Origin of the sequence: Nocardiopsis metallicus (assembly GCF_014201115.1) — a bacterium.
Taxonomy (GTDB): domain Bacteria; phylum Actinomycetota; class Actinomycetes; order Streptosporangiales; family Streptosporangiaceae; genus Nocardiopsis; species Nocardiopsis metallicus.
On the sequence record NZ_JACHDO010000001.1, the window covers coordinates 2,855,096 to 2,869,343 of the forward strand.

Sequence of the window (14,248 nt, forward strand, 5' to 3'; positions counted from 1 at the left end):
GTCATGGGTGCGTCCGCTCAGCCGTTGTAGGCGATCCCGGCCTGGGGCTGGGGCTGCTGCGGGGCCCAGGGGTTGCTCGGGTCCGGAGTCCCAATGGCCGAGGCGACGTCCTTGGCCGCCTCGTTCTCGGCGCGCAGCCTGGCGTTCTCGGCCTCGATGCGGGCGAGCTTCTGCTCGGCGGTCTCCTCGGCCTGGACCGGGACGGGCTGCGCCTGCGCCTGCTGGAGGACCTGCGGCTGGGCGACGGGGGCCGGAGCGACCTGCTGTGCAAACGGAGCCGACTGGGCCGGGGTCTGCTGGACCTGACCGGCCGGTTGAGGAGCAGGGAAGGACAGACCGGAGGCCTCGTCGACCTCGGTGCCCACGGGCTCGGCCTCACCGACAGGAGTAGCTTCGTTGGACGGCACGGCCTGCATCGGCTGGGCCAGGGTAATGCCGCGCGCCTTCAGCTGAGCCTCGTCGACGCCGCCGGGGGTGTAGTAGCGAGGGGCCTCGTTGACGAGCACGTGGGTCAGTCCCAGACCGCGGTTCTCCTGGTCTCTGGCCTTGTACACCTCCAGGACGAGAGTGACGTCGAGCCCGCGGGCGAGCTCCTGGCCGCTGAAGTCCTGGACGAAGCCACCTTCACCGGGGATCCCGATGCTGGGCAGGTTGTTGCCCTTGGAGTCGATCGAGTAGCTGAGGCCGTCCTCGGGCTTCTTCTGCGAGATGTAGCAGCGCTCGGCGACGTACTGCTCCTCGAGAGTCGGGTTGTTGGGGTCGGCATAGATGACCTGCACTCCGCCACCGATGGTGGCGGTGGTGTACGGACTGGTGATGTCGTACTTCATTCCGGCCTGGCGGCGGCGGGCGTTGGCGAGCGCGAGCTCCTTCCCCTCGATGCGGCGGGTGAGGCGGGCGAAGGTGAGCTTGCCCCGGATGGTGACGACAGAGCCCTCGGTGAGCTGGTCGGCGCGGATGGTGTTGTTGGCCATGTGCGATTCAACTTTCTGCTGGGTAGCCAGTGGTTAGGCGCTCAATGAAATTAATGATCATTGCATTATTATTTAATAAACCACTCTATCAAGATTTGATCGTGCATGAGTGGATGCAAAATGGCCGACCGGATCGCGATTGTGCGATCCGGTCGGCCGATGGATGAGGTGGATCCAATTATGGGAGTGCGGCTTCAGCGCAGTGCGCCGAGCACTTCGCTCAGGGTTCGGAGGTGCTCGATCTCGACTTTCATCGCGGCGAGGCCGTCAGGCGAGTAGTCCTGCGGGGAGCCGAGCTGGGAGTCACCGAGCAGCTCGATCCTCGCGGTGACAAGGCCGAAGGCCCCGCCAATACTGAGAGCGGCGGCGAGGATCTCGCGCCAAGCCTTCTTGTGCGAGATACGCTTCCCCATCGCCGGATCAAGCGCTTCCAGCGACGACTCGTCGTCGATCTACTTGAGCGCGTGCGCCGTGATGACGGCCTGGGCAGCGGAGACGGCCAGATCGGGCTCATCCATGAGGGGTGTCCCCGTCGTCGGGCCGCAGTGTCGGGGTCTGGATGTCGAGCCAGGCCTGCATCGCCTCGAGGGCGGTGGAGACGTCGTCGCTCTCATCGAGGCGGATGAGATCGGTCCAGCCGAACTGTGTGAGCGTGGCGACGTCGAACTCACCGCGGCTGGCCTCGGTCACCCGGTACAGGCCGGACCCAGAGACCTCGTAGATGGTCCGGCCGGGCCTGTGCGCTTCGCGGGACCGTTCGTACTTGACGGGCACCTGTGATGCGCGGAGAGGGAGGGCCATGGGCTACTGCTCCTGTCGGTCGCAGATGTCGAGGACGATCCGTGCCGCCTGGTCGTGGGTCTTGGGCGCCCCGGTGCGCAGGTCCTCACCGGACGCGACGACCTCGGCGCTCGGGCCACGTGTGAGCCGGTAGCCCCACAGGCCGCCGTAGGAGCGGACGAGGGTGCCGCCGCCGATCTTGTAGACCCCGACCTCGCCGTGCCTATAGGCGATGGTGAGCTCGACGAGCTCAGGGTCGAAGACACCGGTCATGATGCGAGGGCCTTCTTCTTGACAACAGGGGCGAGCTGGGCGTGGACGTCGGCCATGCGCACGGCGGAGCCGGAGCGGGCGCGGATCCAGTCGCCGATGACAGCGCAGGAGTTGCCGACCATCCAGCGCATGGGGCCGGACGCCTCCAGGACAGTGCCCGCGGGGCCGGGGTCGGTGACCCGCAGGCGGAACCGGCAGAGGCTCCCTTGGTCGTCCCAGAAGGTCACCCGAAGCCAGAGGCCGGGGGCGTCGACAGCCGGGACGTGGCCGGGGCGACAGGTCTTGAGGTGGGCCAGGGTGAGCAGCACTCCCCCGTGGCAGTGCCCGGCGGGGCAGGTGCAGAACAGGTCGCGGCCGGCGAGCTCACCGACGTGCTCGCGGATCCACCGCGCGCGTTTGTCCGGGGCGTGGAGAACCCACTTGTCGAACTGCTCGACGATGTCTTGGCGCGTGCCGTCGCGCCGGGCCCTGAACGGGGTCGCCCATGGCGATCCGGGACCGATGTCGACGGCGTCGGTGGGCCTGTCGCGGTCCTTGATCCGCCAGAGGCGGCCCGGCGCATGCAGACGGGCGATGGTCATGCGACCTCCTGGTCAATCACGGAATGCGGCGAGCGGTCGGGGCTCGCCCCAACATCTCGTCACCCGGGACCGACGTGAGTCGGTCCTGCTCCTGCGCGCCGAGGTGGGCGACCCCCTTGACGAAGACGACCCCTGAGCCGGTGGCTCCAGGGGTCGAGGTCTGCAGGAGTAGGGCCGGGCTCACGCGAGGGTCGCGAAGTCGGCCAGGTCCTGACGGTCGGTGCTATGACGGGGGTCTGAGAGAACCCGGGGACGGCCGTGATGTGGTCATAAGCGGCATCGCCGACAGAGACGTCGATGACTTTGTAGTCCACGTCCTCCTTGAGCCCGCCTTTGTCGCCCCGGTGGCCCTTCGTGGCCGAGCACTGGACACAGCCGGTCAGGGTTTTCTAGGGGTCACGGGTTCCCTGGTCCTCATCCGGAGGCTCTGAAGAGCCGAGGATGAAGCCGCGGGCTTCACCTGCGTCGAGCATGTCGGCGAGGTGGGCGAGGACCATGGCCTTCTGGGTACCGCGACGGTCGGCGACGGGGTCGTAGCCGCGGAGGACCTCCATGTCGATGATCCAGCCATCCTCGGCGGCGGCGAGGGCGGCGAGCTCGGAACCGGCGGGCATGTCCAGCCCGGTCACGAGGTGGTCGAACTCTGGGGTGAGGTCAAGGTGCTGGTCCGGCTCGTCGGTGTAGAGGACGTCGCTACCTACTCGCTGCCCCTCGGCATCGAAAGCTGTGAGGAAGACCCTGTCGGCGCGGGCGATGTTGTCGACGTGGACGGCGACGACTGCCTCATCGTCGAAGAAGTCAGTGGTGGCAAGCCGCTCGAGCGTGCGGGCCCGGCCGTGGTGAGATGACAAGAGCCGCTTGGCCTCGGCGAAGCCGGCGAACTCGTCTCCGTTGGGGGTCGGGGGGTGGTCTGTCATGATCCGAGACTTTCACACAGGTGGAAACTTTTCCACACATGAGGAAAATCACCTTTAAGAACCTATCCTTCAGGCGGCGAGCCACTCTGAGCTGGTGTCGAGGCTGTCGCGGATGGCGTAGAGCTCGAAGACGGCATCCTTGAGCATCGGATCGGCGGGCAGCACGAGGCGTAGCATCGCCCACGTCGAGGTCTTCACCGGCTCCGCTGGGGCGGTTCCGGTGAGGTGGAGGAGGAGGGCGGCCGACAGTCGCGGATCCTCGGGATGCCTGGTGTGGATGGCGCTCAGGGCCTCGTCCTCGTCTCTACGAATAAGCCCCAGACCGTCGTTGGTCTCGATGATCAGGCGGGTGAGCCTGGCCCGCGGGTCGGCGTGGTGATCGCAGGGCAAGGGCAGCACCACGTCCGGGTGCAGCGTGGTCACCTGCGCCCAGAGCGGGCCGACCACCTCGTCGGCCAGACGTCCGAGGACCTTATGGCGCAGCTTGCTCAGCCCCTTGTGCATGCCACCGAGGACGAACCCGGCGAGGATGATGACGACGGAGAGGCGATACAGCCAGTCACGCACCAGAGTGTCGTTATCGATCTCACGGTCAAAGAGGTGGGCGCAGGAGAGGACAGCGAAGGCGCAGGCTACGACGATGCCGCAGCCGACGACGCCGAGGGCGAGCCTGGCCATGATCGGGTGCCGGGAAGACAGAGCTACCCGTGCGCAGGCATGGAGGGTGATGACCGCAGCGGCGACCATCGTCACGAGGTAAAGACCGTGGTAGACGATCGTCACGGCGTCGCCTCCGTGCTCGGGAAAGCCGTGGATGGCGATGTCGACCGGCTCTGGAAGGGAGAAATAGAGGGCAATCTGGGACAGGCTGGCAAGTGCCGCGCAGGCGTAGACCAGCCAGGGCCAGCGGCTCTCGGAGGAAGCGTCGCGAAAGGAGAGGACGAGGAGGACGGCGACGTGCTGAAGGCTGATGATCAGGAGGCGCATGATGAGGTCAGCGGTCAGCCATATCTCGAAGGCGTCGATCTCCCGCAGAACAGTGGCGGCGAGCAGCATGCCGCTGCCGCAGCACAGGAGCCGTCCGGGCCGACTCGGTCGGCGATGGATGAGGTGGACAACGAGGACGAGACTGAACGTACAGGCCAGGACGATGACCGAGGTCATGAACGCCTGTCGGCCCCGCCGAGAAAGTCGAGGACGTCGAACCTCTTGCGCCGCAACCTCACCTCGGCCAGCAGTTCCATGCCTGTGACCTCGGCGCGTGCCTCTTTGGGATCGCTGAACGTGGTGCGTGCGCACACCGCAGGGGCTCTGGCGACGACGTCGTGGTGAAGAATGTGCGCGTACTCATGCATGACCGCCTGGAGCCGGTTGAGCGGCGGGAGGTCATCATCGTAGTAGACGTGCGCGACCTCTCCCACCACGACGACCAGGCCCGTGACCTGGGCGTGGCGCAGGCGCGACGGGATCGGCTCGACCACGACCCTCAGCCCGTGGAGATCGCCGATGGCCTGGCCTAGGGACTCGATCGTGATCGGGTCGGGCCAGGTAATCAGTCTCAGCGGGTCGTCTGTCATGGCTCGTCCTCTTCCCCCGGGACATCGTCGAGCTGCTCGCTGCGGCGTGCGATGTCGATGATCGAACTGATGGACGCGAGCGCCCCACTGCTCAGACCGTGGACCCTCAAAGCGATGTTGCGCTCGGCCTCGGTCAGTTTGGCCTCGGCGGCATCAGTCTTTTCTTCCTCCTCAACAAAGTACGACAGGGGAACACCGAATGCGTCGGCAAGGGCGCGCAGGTGTTGGACACGCGGATTGGTGGCCTGTCCTGAGCGCAGCTGCTGCAGATAACTCAGCGACATCGGGGCTATGCCTCGCTCCTTCATCCTGTCGACGATCTCCTGGAGGGTGACGGGTCGGCCTTTGTCGCCAGCGGTGTCGGCGAACAACTTCTCAAGCCTGTGCGCGAGGGTCAGGGGCACGATTCGTCCTTCTTCGTCAATTGCGCGGGGCCGCGCGCTGCATCGGATGACACAGCGACGAGGACCCATGCTAATGGAAATAATTCCATTGGGATAGAAGGCCGACTGGAGCGCGGCCATGCTGAGTTGGCTGCGACCCTGCGCGCGAGTCGCGGACCGTCGCCGTAGACCGCGTACTCGCCGCACTCCCCGCACTGGCCGGGGTGGGTGATGCCCAGACGGTCCATCTCGTAGGCGACCCCGTCGTGGGTGTAAGCGGTGCCGGTCTCAGTGTCGTCGTTGTTCATGAGACGACTCCTTCATCGGCAGGGGTGTGGTGCTGAACGCGCAGGATGGGGAACGTCAGCTTGCCGGGTCGAGGACCCACGCGACTACCTCGGCGTGACCGTAGCGCTCAGCGAGGGTGATACAGCAGGGGCACGTGACTCGCGGTTGGCTCCGGGTGCCAGCCTCCAGAAATGGCGGTGGGGGCGGCACCTGGCGTCGCTCTGCGCGCGGGTCAGCTCCCCGGTTGGAGCTGGTCATCTCCCGACTGCGCCTGCGGATCGGGGCTGGACTTGTACTCGTCGACGAGGGAAGGCCCCCGGGCCTGCCGTTTCGGGTCAAGGCGGTCGAGGGCGAAGTCAAGTTTCGAACCGAGGTCGGCCAGCGCCGAGTGAGCGATCTCGGGCTTACCCTCGACGATGTCGTCGAGGTCGGCCACACGTTTTTCGAAGGTCGTGATGTTCTTCTCCCAGACCGCGATGCGCTTCTTCATCTGCTCGCTGCCGGGGTTCCAGCCGTCGACAATCTCGGCGAGCCGATCGAGGTCGGCATCGAAACGCTCGCGGTCGCGGTGGAACTCCTTGGGGTGATGGTCGAGCATCGCGGCGGTGGTGTTGGCCGTGCGCGTGGCCCGCCGGTAGTCACGCTCCTGCATGCGCTCGGTGATCGTCTTCTCAGGCAGCTGATGTTGCTTGAGACGCCATGCGCCGTCGACGTGCGAGGCGAATACATGCGGCTGCAGGATCGGGGTGCCCCGCCAGCCGGACATTGAGGTGAGATCGGCGTCATGGGAGACGACGATCTCGGCTCCTGCCAGATGGGCGAGGTCGAGGATGTAGTTGTCCTCGTGGTCGGTGCAGTCGAGGACCTTCTCCTCGGGCACTGGTCGAGGCTCGACGACATCTCCGCCGGAGGCGATGGCGATCTCCTCGAGGACGTCGAGGTACTCGTCGGCCCTGTGTTCGGAGACGCGCCCCTTGTCGATGAGAACGCGCCTGGTGTTGTTGAGGATGTGCGGCGAGAGCCACAGGCTAAATCCGGCGTTCTGGTCCGTGACCCCGACGCAGTCGGCGGCCGCAGACCGGGTCTTGGGCGGCAGCCTCGGCCAGTTGTAGGGATCGGGGTTTTGCAGGTAGGCGTCGACGAGGACGTTGACGTCGTAGACGATAGGTGTCTTCGTCGGCGAGTCCTGCGCAGGGCTCCGATTCGTGCTGGTCATCGTAACCCCACTCCTTCAAGGACTCGCCGCTCTATCCTCTATTTAAATTACTCATTTACTCATCAATGCCATTGCCATTAGGTGCATAAAGTGGCCTTAGCATCGTCGAGCACTGGGGCTTCGTGGCCCACCTGGCGTCTCAGTCGACAGAGCCGCTGTCGATCAGCCGACCGTAATGGTCGATGAGTGGGATGTTCATGTCTCGCTCGGAGCTGATTCCGGTGTAGATGCCCTCCGCGACGTCGATGTACTTCTCGCTGGTGGCGTGCTCCACGCGTGACTGGAGGGTGGTCGACTTCAGGCCGAGAATGACGGGGTTCCATTCGCCGGCATTGCAGGCGTCGTAGTCCTCCTTACTCAGCGGTGCTCGTTGAGGGGTGACGGCGTCACCTGGTCGGAATGTCCGCAACCCCTTACCGAAGGCTTTGCTCTGGTGTTCCTCGCCCTTCGGTGCATCGAGGAAGGTATCGTAGGTTCCCATACCCTCCATTCTCCCATGATTCAATGGTCGGATGTGATCATCGATCGATCGCCGCCAGGGCGTCGTCGGCATCAGTCACGAGCATGGCGGTGCCCTGCTTGATCAACCGATGCGTGCCAGCTGATGCTGCCGAGGTCGTAGGACCGGGCACAGCGCCGACGGCACGGCCGAGTTCGTGTGCTCGCGCGGCCACTCCCAAGGCACTCGAGCGCCAGCCTGCCTCGACGATCACCGAGGCCTCCGAGAGGGCGGCGAGGATCCGTGCGCGGCGGAGGAACATCGTGCGCGTCGGTTGGGCGCCGGGCGTGGCTTCGGTCACGAGCGTTCCTCTGCCAGTGATCTGATGGTGTAGCGAGGCGTTGCCCTGCGGGTAGATGATGTCGAGGCCTTGGGGCAGGACAGCGAGTGCGCGCGGCAGCTCGTTACTGGAGTCAGTGGCCATCAGCGCTCCGCGCATCGCAGCGGCGTCGATGCCGAAGCCGGTCGATGAGGTCACGGCGGTGCCCGAGCGGACGAGACTGTGCGCCAACTCTTCGGCCACATGATCACCGTATGCGGTCGAGGCGCGAGCTCCGGTGACCGTAACGGATTTCTCGACGGCGTCGGCGAGATGACCAGGGCCGGTCATCCACAGCGCGATCGGCGCATCTGCTCCGAGGTCCTTCAGCCGTGCTGGGTACTCGGGTGAGTCGGAGGCAATGAGTCGAGCGTCGTGTTTGGCCATGGCCGCGACGTCGACGGCGCCGGCGTCCCAGCCGTTCGTGCGGGCGAAGGCCGAGCGCAGCTTCTCGACGGCCTGCTTGTCTATCGGGTACGGGAGGTGTACTGGGACCCTTTGAGGGTCGTCGGCGGTCAACAGCTTTGCCACCACGTCGAAGCCGCCGGTGTGAGTCAGCGCCTGGCCGATGATTCCGGCCTCGTCGAAGCTCGCGAGCCGGAGAATCGTCGCGCGGGCAACGGTGTCGGAGGGTGTGCTCATGAGTGGAAGTCCTTGTCGGTGGAAGGGTCTGCTCAGCGCCGCTCGGCCTTCATCTTGACCGGGTCGTCGATGTCGACCTGGTCGCCGTGCTCGTCGATGTGGGATCTACAGATACGGAGCCGCTTCCGCGTGCAGGGTGCGCTTCCAGTACTGGCGGGCGGCGAGCTTGGGAACCTGCATGGCCGCTTCCACCGAGGAGAAGGGCAGGGACGGCAGGGAAGAGGCGACGGGCTTATCGGCGTCGGGCGCGGGAGCGCTGGGTCCAGGCCTGTTCGGCAGTCGGAGCGCAGTAGGCGCGCAACAGGCGCGCGGGTACACCCAGATAGCGGTACCGGTCCACGGCTGCGGCGATGTCGTCGGGCGCCAGCTGGTGTTGCCCTGCGCCTGCGGTCTCCTCGCGAGGGGTCATGGGCAGGACGAGTTCGTCCAGGGGCGGCGGGTCGCCCACCCGCTGGGCCAGCAGGTCACCCAGGACCGTACGGCGCCCCGAGATCCGCAGGGGGCGTCCGCCGGTGGCCATGAGGTGCAGGTTGCGCGCGGTTCTCCACAGCGCGGTCGCCACCCCCTGGCGGCGCATCGTCGGTTTCACATAGATCTCGCTGGCCTCCCCGCTGGCCTGGCGCCAGCGGATCGCGCCGATCTGCCCATCGACGATCTGACGTGCAGCGGCCGTGCTCATCGTCATTACGATCCCCGCCCCGGGGCGACCCTGTTCGTCGCAGGTCAGTGCGAGCAGTTCATGGGTTTGGTCGGGCCCGGTACCGGTGTCAGGGATGTGCACGAAGTACAGGTCCATGACGGGGCCTTCCTTCCTTCGGCGTGCAGGTGGGGTCACCGCGGGGCTTGGGTGTGCTCGTCCAGCCAGACGGCGGCCGGGGTAAGCAGGGGATCGATGGGGGTGAGGGCGTAGAGCTTGATCACGCCCGGGGACGGGTCACTGAAGGGGACCACTTCGAAGACGGGTCCGTTGGGGCTGGTGCCGATAGTTCGGCGGTCGAAGGCGGTGTATAAGCACGTGAGATGTCTTTCAGTCGCAGTAGGGTGCGAAGCGCTCGTCGCTGAGGTCGATGTCGACCCGGCGGTCACCGTCGACGACGGTGAACACGCAGGCCTCGTCAGCGCTGGGCTGGAGCGGGCCGCGGCGGAAGTACTTCTGCCAGACGGCGATCGCGGCCTCGATCGGCGAGTTGCCGTCTTGCTGGATGGCCCAGGTCACGCCGTACTCGACCGGGCAGGGATGCGGTTCGGCGGGTTCGAGGGGCAGATGCCCATGGGGCGGGTTCGGCTGCTGGCCGAAGACGGCGGCCCAGACGTTGCAGGCGAACTGCTCAAGGTCGCCCTCGATCGTCACGGCCTCGTCGTATTCGAGGACGAGGATCTCGGCGTCACCTTCACCTTCGTACTGGCCGCCGGTCTCCTCGGCGAACTCTTCTTCAGTGGTCTTCGAAACCTTGGGATTGTGGACGGCATCGATGTGGAGAGACACAGCTGATTCCTTCGTGGAGTGAGCGAGAGGGCCGGGGTGCAGTCGAAGAGACATTGGAACGACACCGTGTCGGTGGACTGCCTCCCTGGCGCTATATGGGTTGATCAACTGCGGAGCATGGCGCCGCCGCGCTCGAGATCCCCTTCGATGTACGTGAGCGTTTCGTCGGTGCCGGGGTGGGTCATCACGTAGTGGTAGGGGGCCTCGACCGCGGTCGTCTCCCAGCCAGCTTCGCTGAGGGTCTCGAGCAGTGATTCCTCTCCCCCGGATCCGGCGAAGAACGCCTGGTCGGTGGAGAAGCGGCGGACGAAGTTGCAGTTGACCTCGGCGATGATGGCGTCGTAGCACTCGTCGAGGAGCACCGCGCGGACCTGGTCGAAGGTGGATACCCTCTGGCCGCGGATACGAGCGAGCTGATGATCGACCTGGGCCCAGAAGCCCTCAGGCACCAGCGGGCACCGCTGGTCGCAGCCGGAGCCGAGGCAGGACCGGCAGTGGTTAGTGGGCTCCTCACGGGCTCTGGGGGCGTCGGCGGCCCACCCGGGGTGGTTGAGGCAGTTCAGGCAGGTGGGTCCAGGCATGGTAGGCGCCCCTTCGAAAAATCATTGGGCTGATCGTCAGGTTTTTCAGCGACGACCATCGGGAAACGGCGAAGCCCGCGACTGGGGCGCGGATTTTTCGCTGGGGTGCGCTCGAACGAGAGTCGATGGGATCGGAACGCCCTGCGCCCCGATCCCATCGACTCTGACCCGTGCCCGCCGTTAGGCGGGCCCGTCACCTCTCAACCACGCTCATCAGAGCCTTCATCGTCGTCGAATCCTGCGACGATCTCGTTGATAACTTCGGATATCGACGAATGCACGATCGCTGAAGCGAGTCGGTCGAGATCACCACCGCTGAGCGGGCGGCCGGCCCACTCCTCAAGCTGTGATCGTGTGAGGATGATGCGCTTTATCATTTCTCTTCCTCTGCCGGCGATGTCGAGCCGGTGTCCGCGCTGGTATTGAGGTCGGACCGGCGTTGCAGCCGTGGGCCCCATCCGCCGAGGAGGTGGGCGGGGGTTGGCCAGGTACTGAAGACCTCGCGTGTGAGGGTGTCCTGGTGGCGGATGATCGCCGGGACGCCAAGCAGCGCCAGGTGGATGTAGATCATGTGGACGGCCTGCCGGGAGAGGTCTTCGGCCGTGACGTGCAGCTGGGTCTGATGGCTGAGCCCGTGCGCGCCCATCTCTTCGGTCACGGCAACGATGAACGCGCCAGCCCCGCAGGTGGGCTCGTAGAGCTGGGCGAACCCGTGAGTGGCCACCTGGTCGACGACGTTGCCGATGGTCATCGCGGCCATGAGCCGAGCGATGTCGTCCGGTGTGTAGACCTGGCCCAGGCGGTCGTTGCCGAGCTCGAGCTCCATGTAGAGGCGCCCGAGGACATCGCCGGGCTCGGCCTCCATAGCCAGCGTGGTCAGTGCCAGGGCGCGGGCGAAGCGGTCCAGCTCCTGGCGCGAGTACCGGTCAGCGATGGCGAGGTACTGCGCCTCCCGCTCGCCGCGCCCGCGGATCTCGACGGCGTTGCGCAACGTCAGCGCGGCCGTCTCGACGAAGTTGTCGAAGACCACGGGGAGGCGGCGGGGCCCGGCATTGGCGCGTAATAGCCCGGCGATCTCTCGGCGGTGGCTCGCGGCTGTCGTCCTGGTCATGGGGTGGGCGTCCTGTTCTGGGTCGAAGACGCGGACGACCCGGCCGCTGGTGGGCAGCCGGATCGTCCGCGGGGGGTGCGATGTCGGGGTCATTACTCCGGCCGGATGAGCAGGGCGAGCACCGCGTCGAGGACGGCCAGCGTGCTCGTGGTCAGCTCAATCGCGCGGGGTCCAGCGCACACCGTTGTCGGCGCGGACCACTCTGGTGTCGGCCAAGGGCTGCTCGATCTCGTCGATGCACTCGGCGGCGGTAACGAGCGGCTGCTGAGGTACCTGTGCCGTGGAGGGTTCTGCTCCTTCTTCGGGTGTCACCGATGGGCAGGGCTCAGGCGGCCGACTGCCCGGACGGGGCGAGGCTGAGGACAATGTTCTTGTTGGCCTCGACCTGCTCGCGTGCACGTGATCGGGGTGCCCTGAGGTCGTGGATGCGCTTCTCACGCAGGTGCTTGAGGTGCATCGCGCTTGCGCCAGCGGTGAACTCGACTTGGCGTAGTCGGGAGTCCTCGGCGGTTTCGGTGAGTTCAGCCTCGCGGACGTCGTCGCGGTGGAAGGCGAGCTGGTGGTCGGTCGATGCTCTCGACCGTGGTCTTCAGCCAGTCCTCGGCCTGCTCGCGCTCATCGGCCTCGGCGGCGAGCTCGACTTGGCACCCTGATCACGCGGGGGCGAGGGCTCGGATGTCGTCGGCGAGCTCGTCGCTGAGAGCGGCAAGCTTCGGGTCGTCGCGGCGCTGCATCGACACCGCGTCGAGCAAGGTGTCCTGGGTGTTCTTCTTCTCCCGCAGGACACCGGGTATCCGGTCGTCATGAGTGCCCTTGGTCAGCAGCCGGTAGATGGTCACCGGTCGAGTCTGTCCGGGGCGGTCGAGGCGTTTGTTCATCTGCAGGTAGTGCCCGAGGCTGAACGGGAGGGTGTACCAGATGAGGGTGTGGCCTCCGTCTTGCAGATTGAGTCCGTGGCCGGCCGAGGCCGGGTGGGCGAGCATCACTTCGACCCGGCCGGCGTTCCACCGGCGGATCATCGTCCGCGAGCCGTCGAACTCCTCGGCGGCGATTCCGGCCTTGGTCAACCTGGCCAGCAGTTGCTCCTTGTCGGAGCGGAAGTGGTAGGCCAGCAGCACCGGGGAGCCGCCGTTGTTGCGGATAAGGTACTCGGCCATCTCGGCCTTGGCAGTGTGGACGACCTCGTAGCGGCCCTTGGTCGACGGGTCGTCCGGGTCGGAGGTGTAGAGCGTGCCGCTCGCGTACTGCAGCAGCTTCGAGGTCAGCACGGCTTCGTTCTGAGCTACGACCGTGGTCACCAGGGACACGTGGTTGGCGTCGAGGAAGCGCTGCAGGTGGCTCTGGTACGCGTCCTCGCGGTCGTCACCTGTCAGCCCCGACAGCTCTGCACGAATGGTCTGGGCGTTCGAGTCGGGCGTGGCCAGCCACTGGTCGAATTCCTCGCGCGCGAGAGGTGCCAGGTGCTGGCTGACGACATCGAGGACAAGCTCGCGCTTGAAGGACTTGTAGTCCCCCATCAGATTCGGCGCGAGCCTGACCGTCACGTCCTCGATCGTGCGGCCGGGCAGATTGAGTTCGGTGTTCTTCGCGCTCATGACCAGATGCCTGATGGCCCGGTGGATCTCGTCCTCGGCACCCGGGTTAGGCATCCACTTGGCAGGGGTGTTGGTGCCAAAAACCATCTTCGGGGTGAACCAGCGGTCCCGGAAAGCGGTGATGTTGGGCCCGAGAGCCTCACCGCCGTCGAGGAGATACATCTGCGACCACAGGCCCTCGAGCCCGTTGGCTGCGGGTGTGCCCGTGAGCTCGATGAAGCGGTCGACGGTGGGACGAATGGTCTTGAGCGCCTGGAACCGCCTTGAGGAGTGGGACTTGAACCCTTGCGACTCGTCGATGATCACAGTGCGGAACGGCCAGGCGGGCTCGGCCTCGTCGAACAGCATCTGATCGACGAGGCCGAAGCGGCACTGCCGACAGCCCTTGCCCGAGCAGGATCGGCACTCGACGACCTCTCGCGCCAGGCGGGAGGTCTTGACCAGCTCCTTGATCCAGGCGGTGACACGGGCCTTGGCCGCTGGCTTCTCGCCGCGATCGACGGCCGCGGCCCTCACGGCCGAGACCAGTTCATCCTGCTTCAGCGGTCCCAGCGCCCGGCCCAGGTCGAGCACGGCCTGCGCCTCGGACGAGACCGGCACGGAGTCGGCTGTGTCAGGGGCGGCGACGAGCACCCGGGTCGACTGGGACGGCTGGGTGAGCATCTCCTGGTTGATGAAGTACATCGACGGGGGGTCGGTGGCGATCTCGGCGAAGCGGGCGAGCCGCTCGTCCTTGCTCAGCTGCCGATCGTTGTCGTCAACGATGAGGGAACGGGTGCGGATAGGCATCTGCCATTTCTCAATCTCTTCGATCCAGGTCGACCGAGCGATCGCCACGGGCGCGATGACGAGGATGTGGCCGACAGGTCGAAGCTGTATGAGCGCGGCCAGGGTCGATAACGTCTTGCCTCCGCCCATGTCCACCCAGACACCGCAGTGCTGGCGGCTGGTGATGAAGTCAACCGTCTGCTGCTGGTGCGGTTTGAGCGCGATGGTCATGACCGACCTCCTTTCGTGGTGTGGTGG

At 66.0% G+C, this 14,248-nt stretch carries 21 protein-coding genes; all 21 read right to left on the reverse strand.

Annotated features, from left to right (window positions below):
• Nucleotides 1–17: 17 nt before the first annotated feature.
• The 21 genes from HNR07_RS12245 to HNR07_RS12340 all read right to left on the reverse strand — a co-directional run bounded on the left by HNR07_RS12245 (nucleotide 18) and on the right by HNR07_RS12340 (nucleotide 14,221).
• Nucleotides 18–974 carry a hypothetical protein gene (locus HNR07_RS12245; RefSeq protein ID WP_184365081.1) on the reverse strand — a complete coding sequence of 319 codons (957 nt, stop codon included), beginning with the start codon at nucleotides 972–974 and terminating at the stop codon, nucleotides 18–20.
• A gap of 194 nt (nucleotides 975–1,168) precedes the next feature.
• Nucleotides 1,169–1,387, reverse strand: a complete 219-nt coding sequence (locus HNR07_RS12250; protein WP_184365082.1) for a hypothetical protein — start codon at nucleotides 1,385–1,387, stop codon at nucleotides 1,169–1,171.
• A gap of 97 nt (nucleotides 1,388–1,484) precedes the next feature.
• Nucleotides 1,485–1,775: a hypothetical protein gene (locus HNR07_RS12255; protein WP_184365083.1), complete on the reverse strand. Its 291-nt coding sequence runs from the start codon at nucleotides 1,773–1,775 to the stop codon at nucleotides 1,485–1,487.
• A 3-nt stretch (nucleotides 1,776–1,778) separates the two neighbouring features.
• Nucleotides 1,779–2,027 (reverse strand): hypothetical protein, encoded by a 249-nt coding sequence (locus tag HNR07_RS12260; protein ID WP_184365084.1) that lies wholly within the window; start codon nucleotides 2,025–2,027, stop codon nucleotides 1,779–1,781.
• Nucleotides 2,024–2,608: a DUF4326 domain-containing protein gene (locus HNR07_RS12265; RefSeq protein ID WP_184365085.1), complete on the reverse strand. Its 585-nt coding sequence runs from the start codon at nucleotides 2,606–2,608 to the stop codon at nucleotides 2,024–2,026. Before HNR07_RS12265 ends, HNR07_RS12260 begins: the two co-directional genes overlap by 4 nt.
• 389 nt (nucleotides 2,609–2,997) lie before the next feature.
• Nucleotides 2,998–3,525, reverse strand: coding sequence for a hypothetical protein (locus HNR07_RS12270; RefSeq protein WP_184365086.1), 528 nt, complete (start codon nucleotides 3,523–3,525; stop codon nucleotides 2,998–3,000).
• Between the two features lie 69 nt (nucleotides 3,526–3,594).
• Nucleotides 3,595–4,689, reverse strand: a complete 1,095-nt coding sequence (locus HNR07_RS12275; RefSeq protein ID WP_184365087.1) for a DUF6545 domain-containing protein — start codon at nucleotides 4,687–4,689, stop codon at nucleotides 3,595–3,597.
• A complete protein-coding gene (locus HNR07_RS12280) occupies nucleotides 4,686–5,102 on the reverse strand; it encodes a hypothetical protein (RefSeq protein WP_184365088.1) in 417 nt (138 codons plus the stop codon). The genes HNR07_RS12275 and HNR07_RS12280 overlap by 4 nt, the downstream gene beginning before the upstream one ends.
• Nucleotides 5,099–5,506 carry a transcriptional regulator gene (locus HNR07_RS12285; protein WP_184365089.1) on the reverse strand — a complete coding sequence of 136 codons (408 nt, stop codon included), beginning with the start codon at nucleotides 5,504–5,506 and terminating at the stop codon, nucleotides 5,099–5,101. The genes HNR07_RS12280 and HNR07_RS12285 overlap by 4 nt, the downstream gene beginning before the upstream one ends.
• On the reverse strand, nucleotides 5,497–5,793 hold the full coding sequence (locus tag HNR07_RS12290) for a hypothetical protein (protein ID WP_184365090.1): 297 nt from the start codon (nucleotides 5,791–5,793) through the stop codon (nucleotides 5,497–5,499). Before HNR07_RS12290 ends, HNR07_RS12285 begins: the two co-directional genes overlap by 10 nt.
• Before the next feature lie 212 nt (nucleotides 5,794–6,005).
• The gene (locus HNR07_RS12295) at nucleotides 6,006–6,989 is read right to left on the reverse strand and encodes a PIN domain-containing protein (protein ID WP_184365091.1); all 984 of its coding nucleotides are present in this window, start codon (nucleotides 6,987–6,989) and stop codon (nucleotides 6,006–6,008) included.
• 139 nt (nucleotides 6,990–7,128) lie between these two features.
• A complete protein-coding gene (locus HNR07_RS12300) occupies nucleotides 7,129–7,470 on the reverse strand; it encodes a hypothetical protein (protein WP_184365092.1) in 342 nt (113 codons plus the stop codon).
• 37 nt (nucleotides 7,471–7,507) lie between these two features.
• Nucleotides 7,508–8,449 (reverse strand): DNA-processing protein DprA, encoded by a 942-nt coding sequence (locus tag HNR07_RS12305; protein ID WP_184365093.1) that lies wholly within the window; start codon nucleotides 8,447–8,449, stop codon nucleotides 7,508–7,510.
• 232 nt (nucleotides 8,450–8,681) lie between these two features.
• Nucleotides 8,682–9,245: a GNAT family N-acetyltransferase gene (locus tag HNR07_RS12310; RefSeq protein ID WP_184365094.1), complete on the reverse strand. Its 564-nt coding sequence runs from the start codon at nucleotides 9,243–9,245 to the stop codon at nucleotides 8,682–8,684.
• A gap of 231 nt (nucleotides 9,246–9,476) precedes the next feature.
• Complete coding sequence (locus HNR07_RS12315) at nucleotides 9,477–9,935, reverse strand: hypothetical protein (RefSeq protein WP_184365095.1); 459 nt, start codon at nucleotides 9,933–9,935, stop codon at nucleotides 9,477–9,479.
• Nucleotides 9,936–10,039: 104 nt separating this feature from the next.
• Complete coding sequence (locus tag HNR07_RS12320; RefSeq protein WP_184365096.1) at nucleotides 10,040–10,516, reverse strand: hypothetical protein; 477 nt, start codon at nucleotides 10,514–10,516, stop codon at nucleotides 10,040–10,042.
• A gap of 200 nt (nucleotides 10,517–10,716) precedes the next feature.
• Nucleotides 10,717–10,893 (reverse strand): hypothetical protein, encoded by a 177-nt coding sequence (locus tag HNR07_RS12325; RefSeq protein WP_184365097.1) that lies wholly within the window; start codon nucleotides 10,891–10,893, stop codon nucleotides 10,717–10,719.
• Nucleotides 10,890–11,627 carry an N-6 DNA methylase gene (locus HNR07_RS12330; RefSeq protein WP_184365098.1) on the reverse strand — a complete coding sequence of 246 codons (738 nt, stop codon included), beginning with the start codon at nucleotides 11,625–11,627 and terminating at the stop codon, nucleotides 10,890–10,892. Before HNR07_RS12330 ends, HNR07_RS12325 begins: the two co-directional genes overlap by 4 nt.
• A 156-nt stretch (nucleotides 11,628–11,783) precedes the next feature.
• Nucleotides 11,784–11,939 (reverse strand): hypothetical protein, encoded by a 156-nt coding sequence (locus HNR07_RS12335; RefSeq protein WP_184365099.1) that lies wholly within the window; start codon nucleotides 11,937–11,939, stop codon nucleotides 11,784–11,786.
• 13 nt (nucleotides 11,940–11,952) lie between these two features.
• Nucleotides 11,953–12,084 (reverse strand): hypothetical protein, encoded by a 132-nt coding sequence (locus HNR07_RS35570; RefSeq protein ID WP_281386558.1) that lies wholly within the window; start codon nucleotides 12,082–12,084, stop codon nucleotides 11,953–11,955.
• A 196-nt stretch (nucleotides 12,085–12,280) separates the two neighbouring features.
• Nucleotides 12,281–14,221 carry a DEAD/DEAH box helicase gene (locus tag HNR07_RS12340; protein WP_184365100.1) on the reverse strand — a complete coding sequence of 647 codons (1,941 nt, stop codon included), beginning with the start codon at nucleotides 14,219–14,221 and terminating at the stop codon, nucleotides 12,281–12,283.
• Nucleotides 14,222–14,248 lie beyond the last annotated feature (27 nt).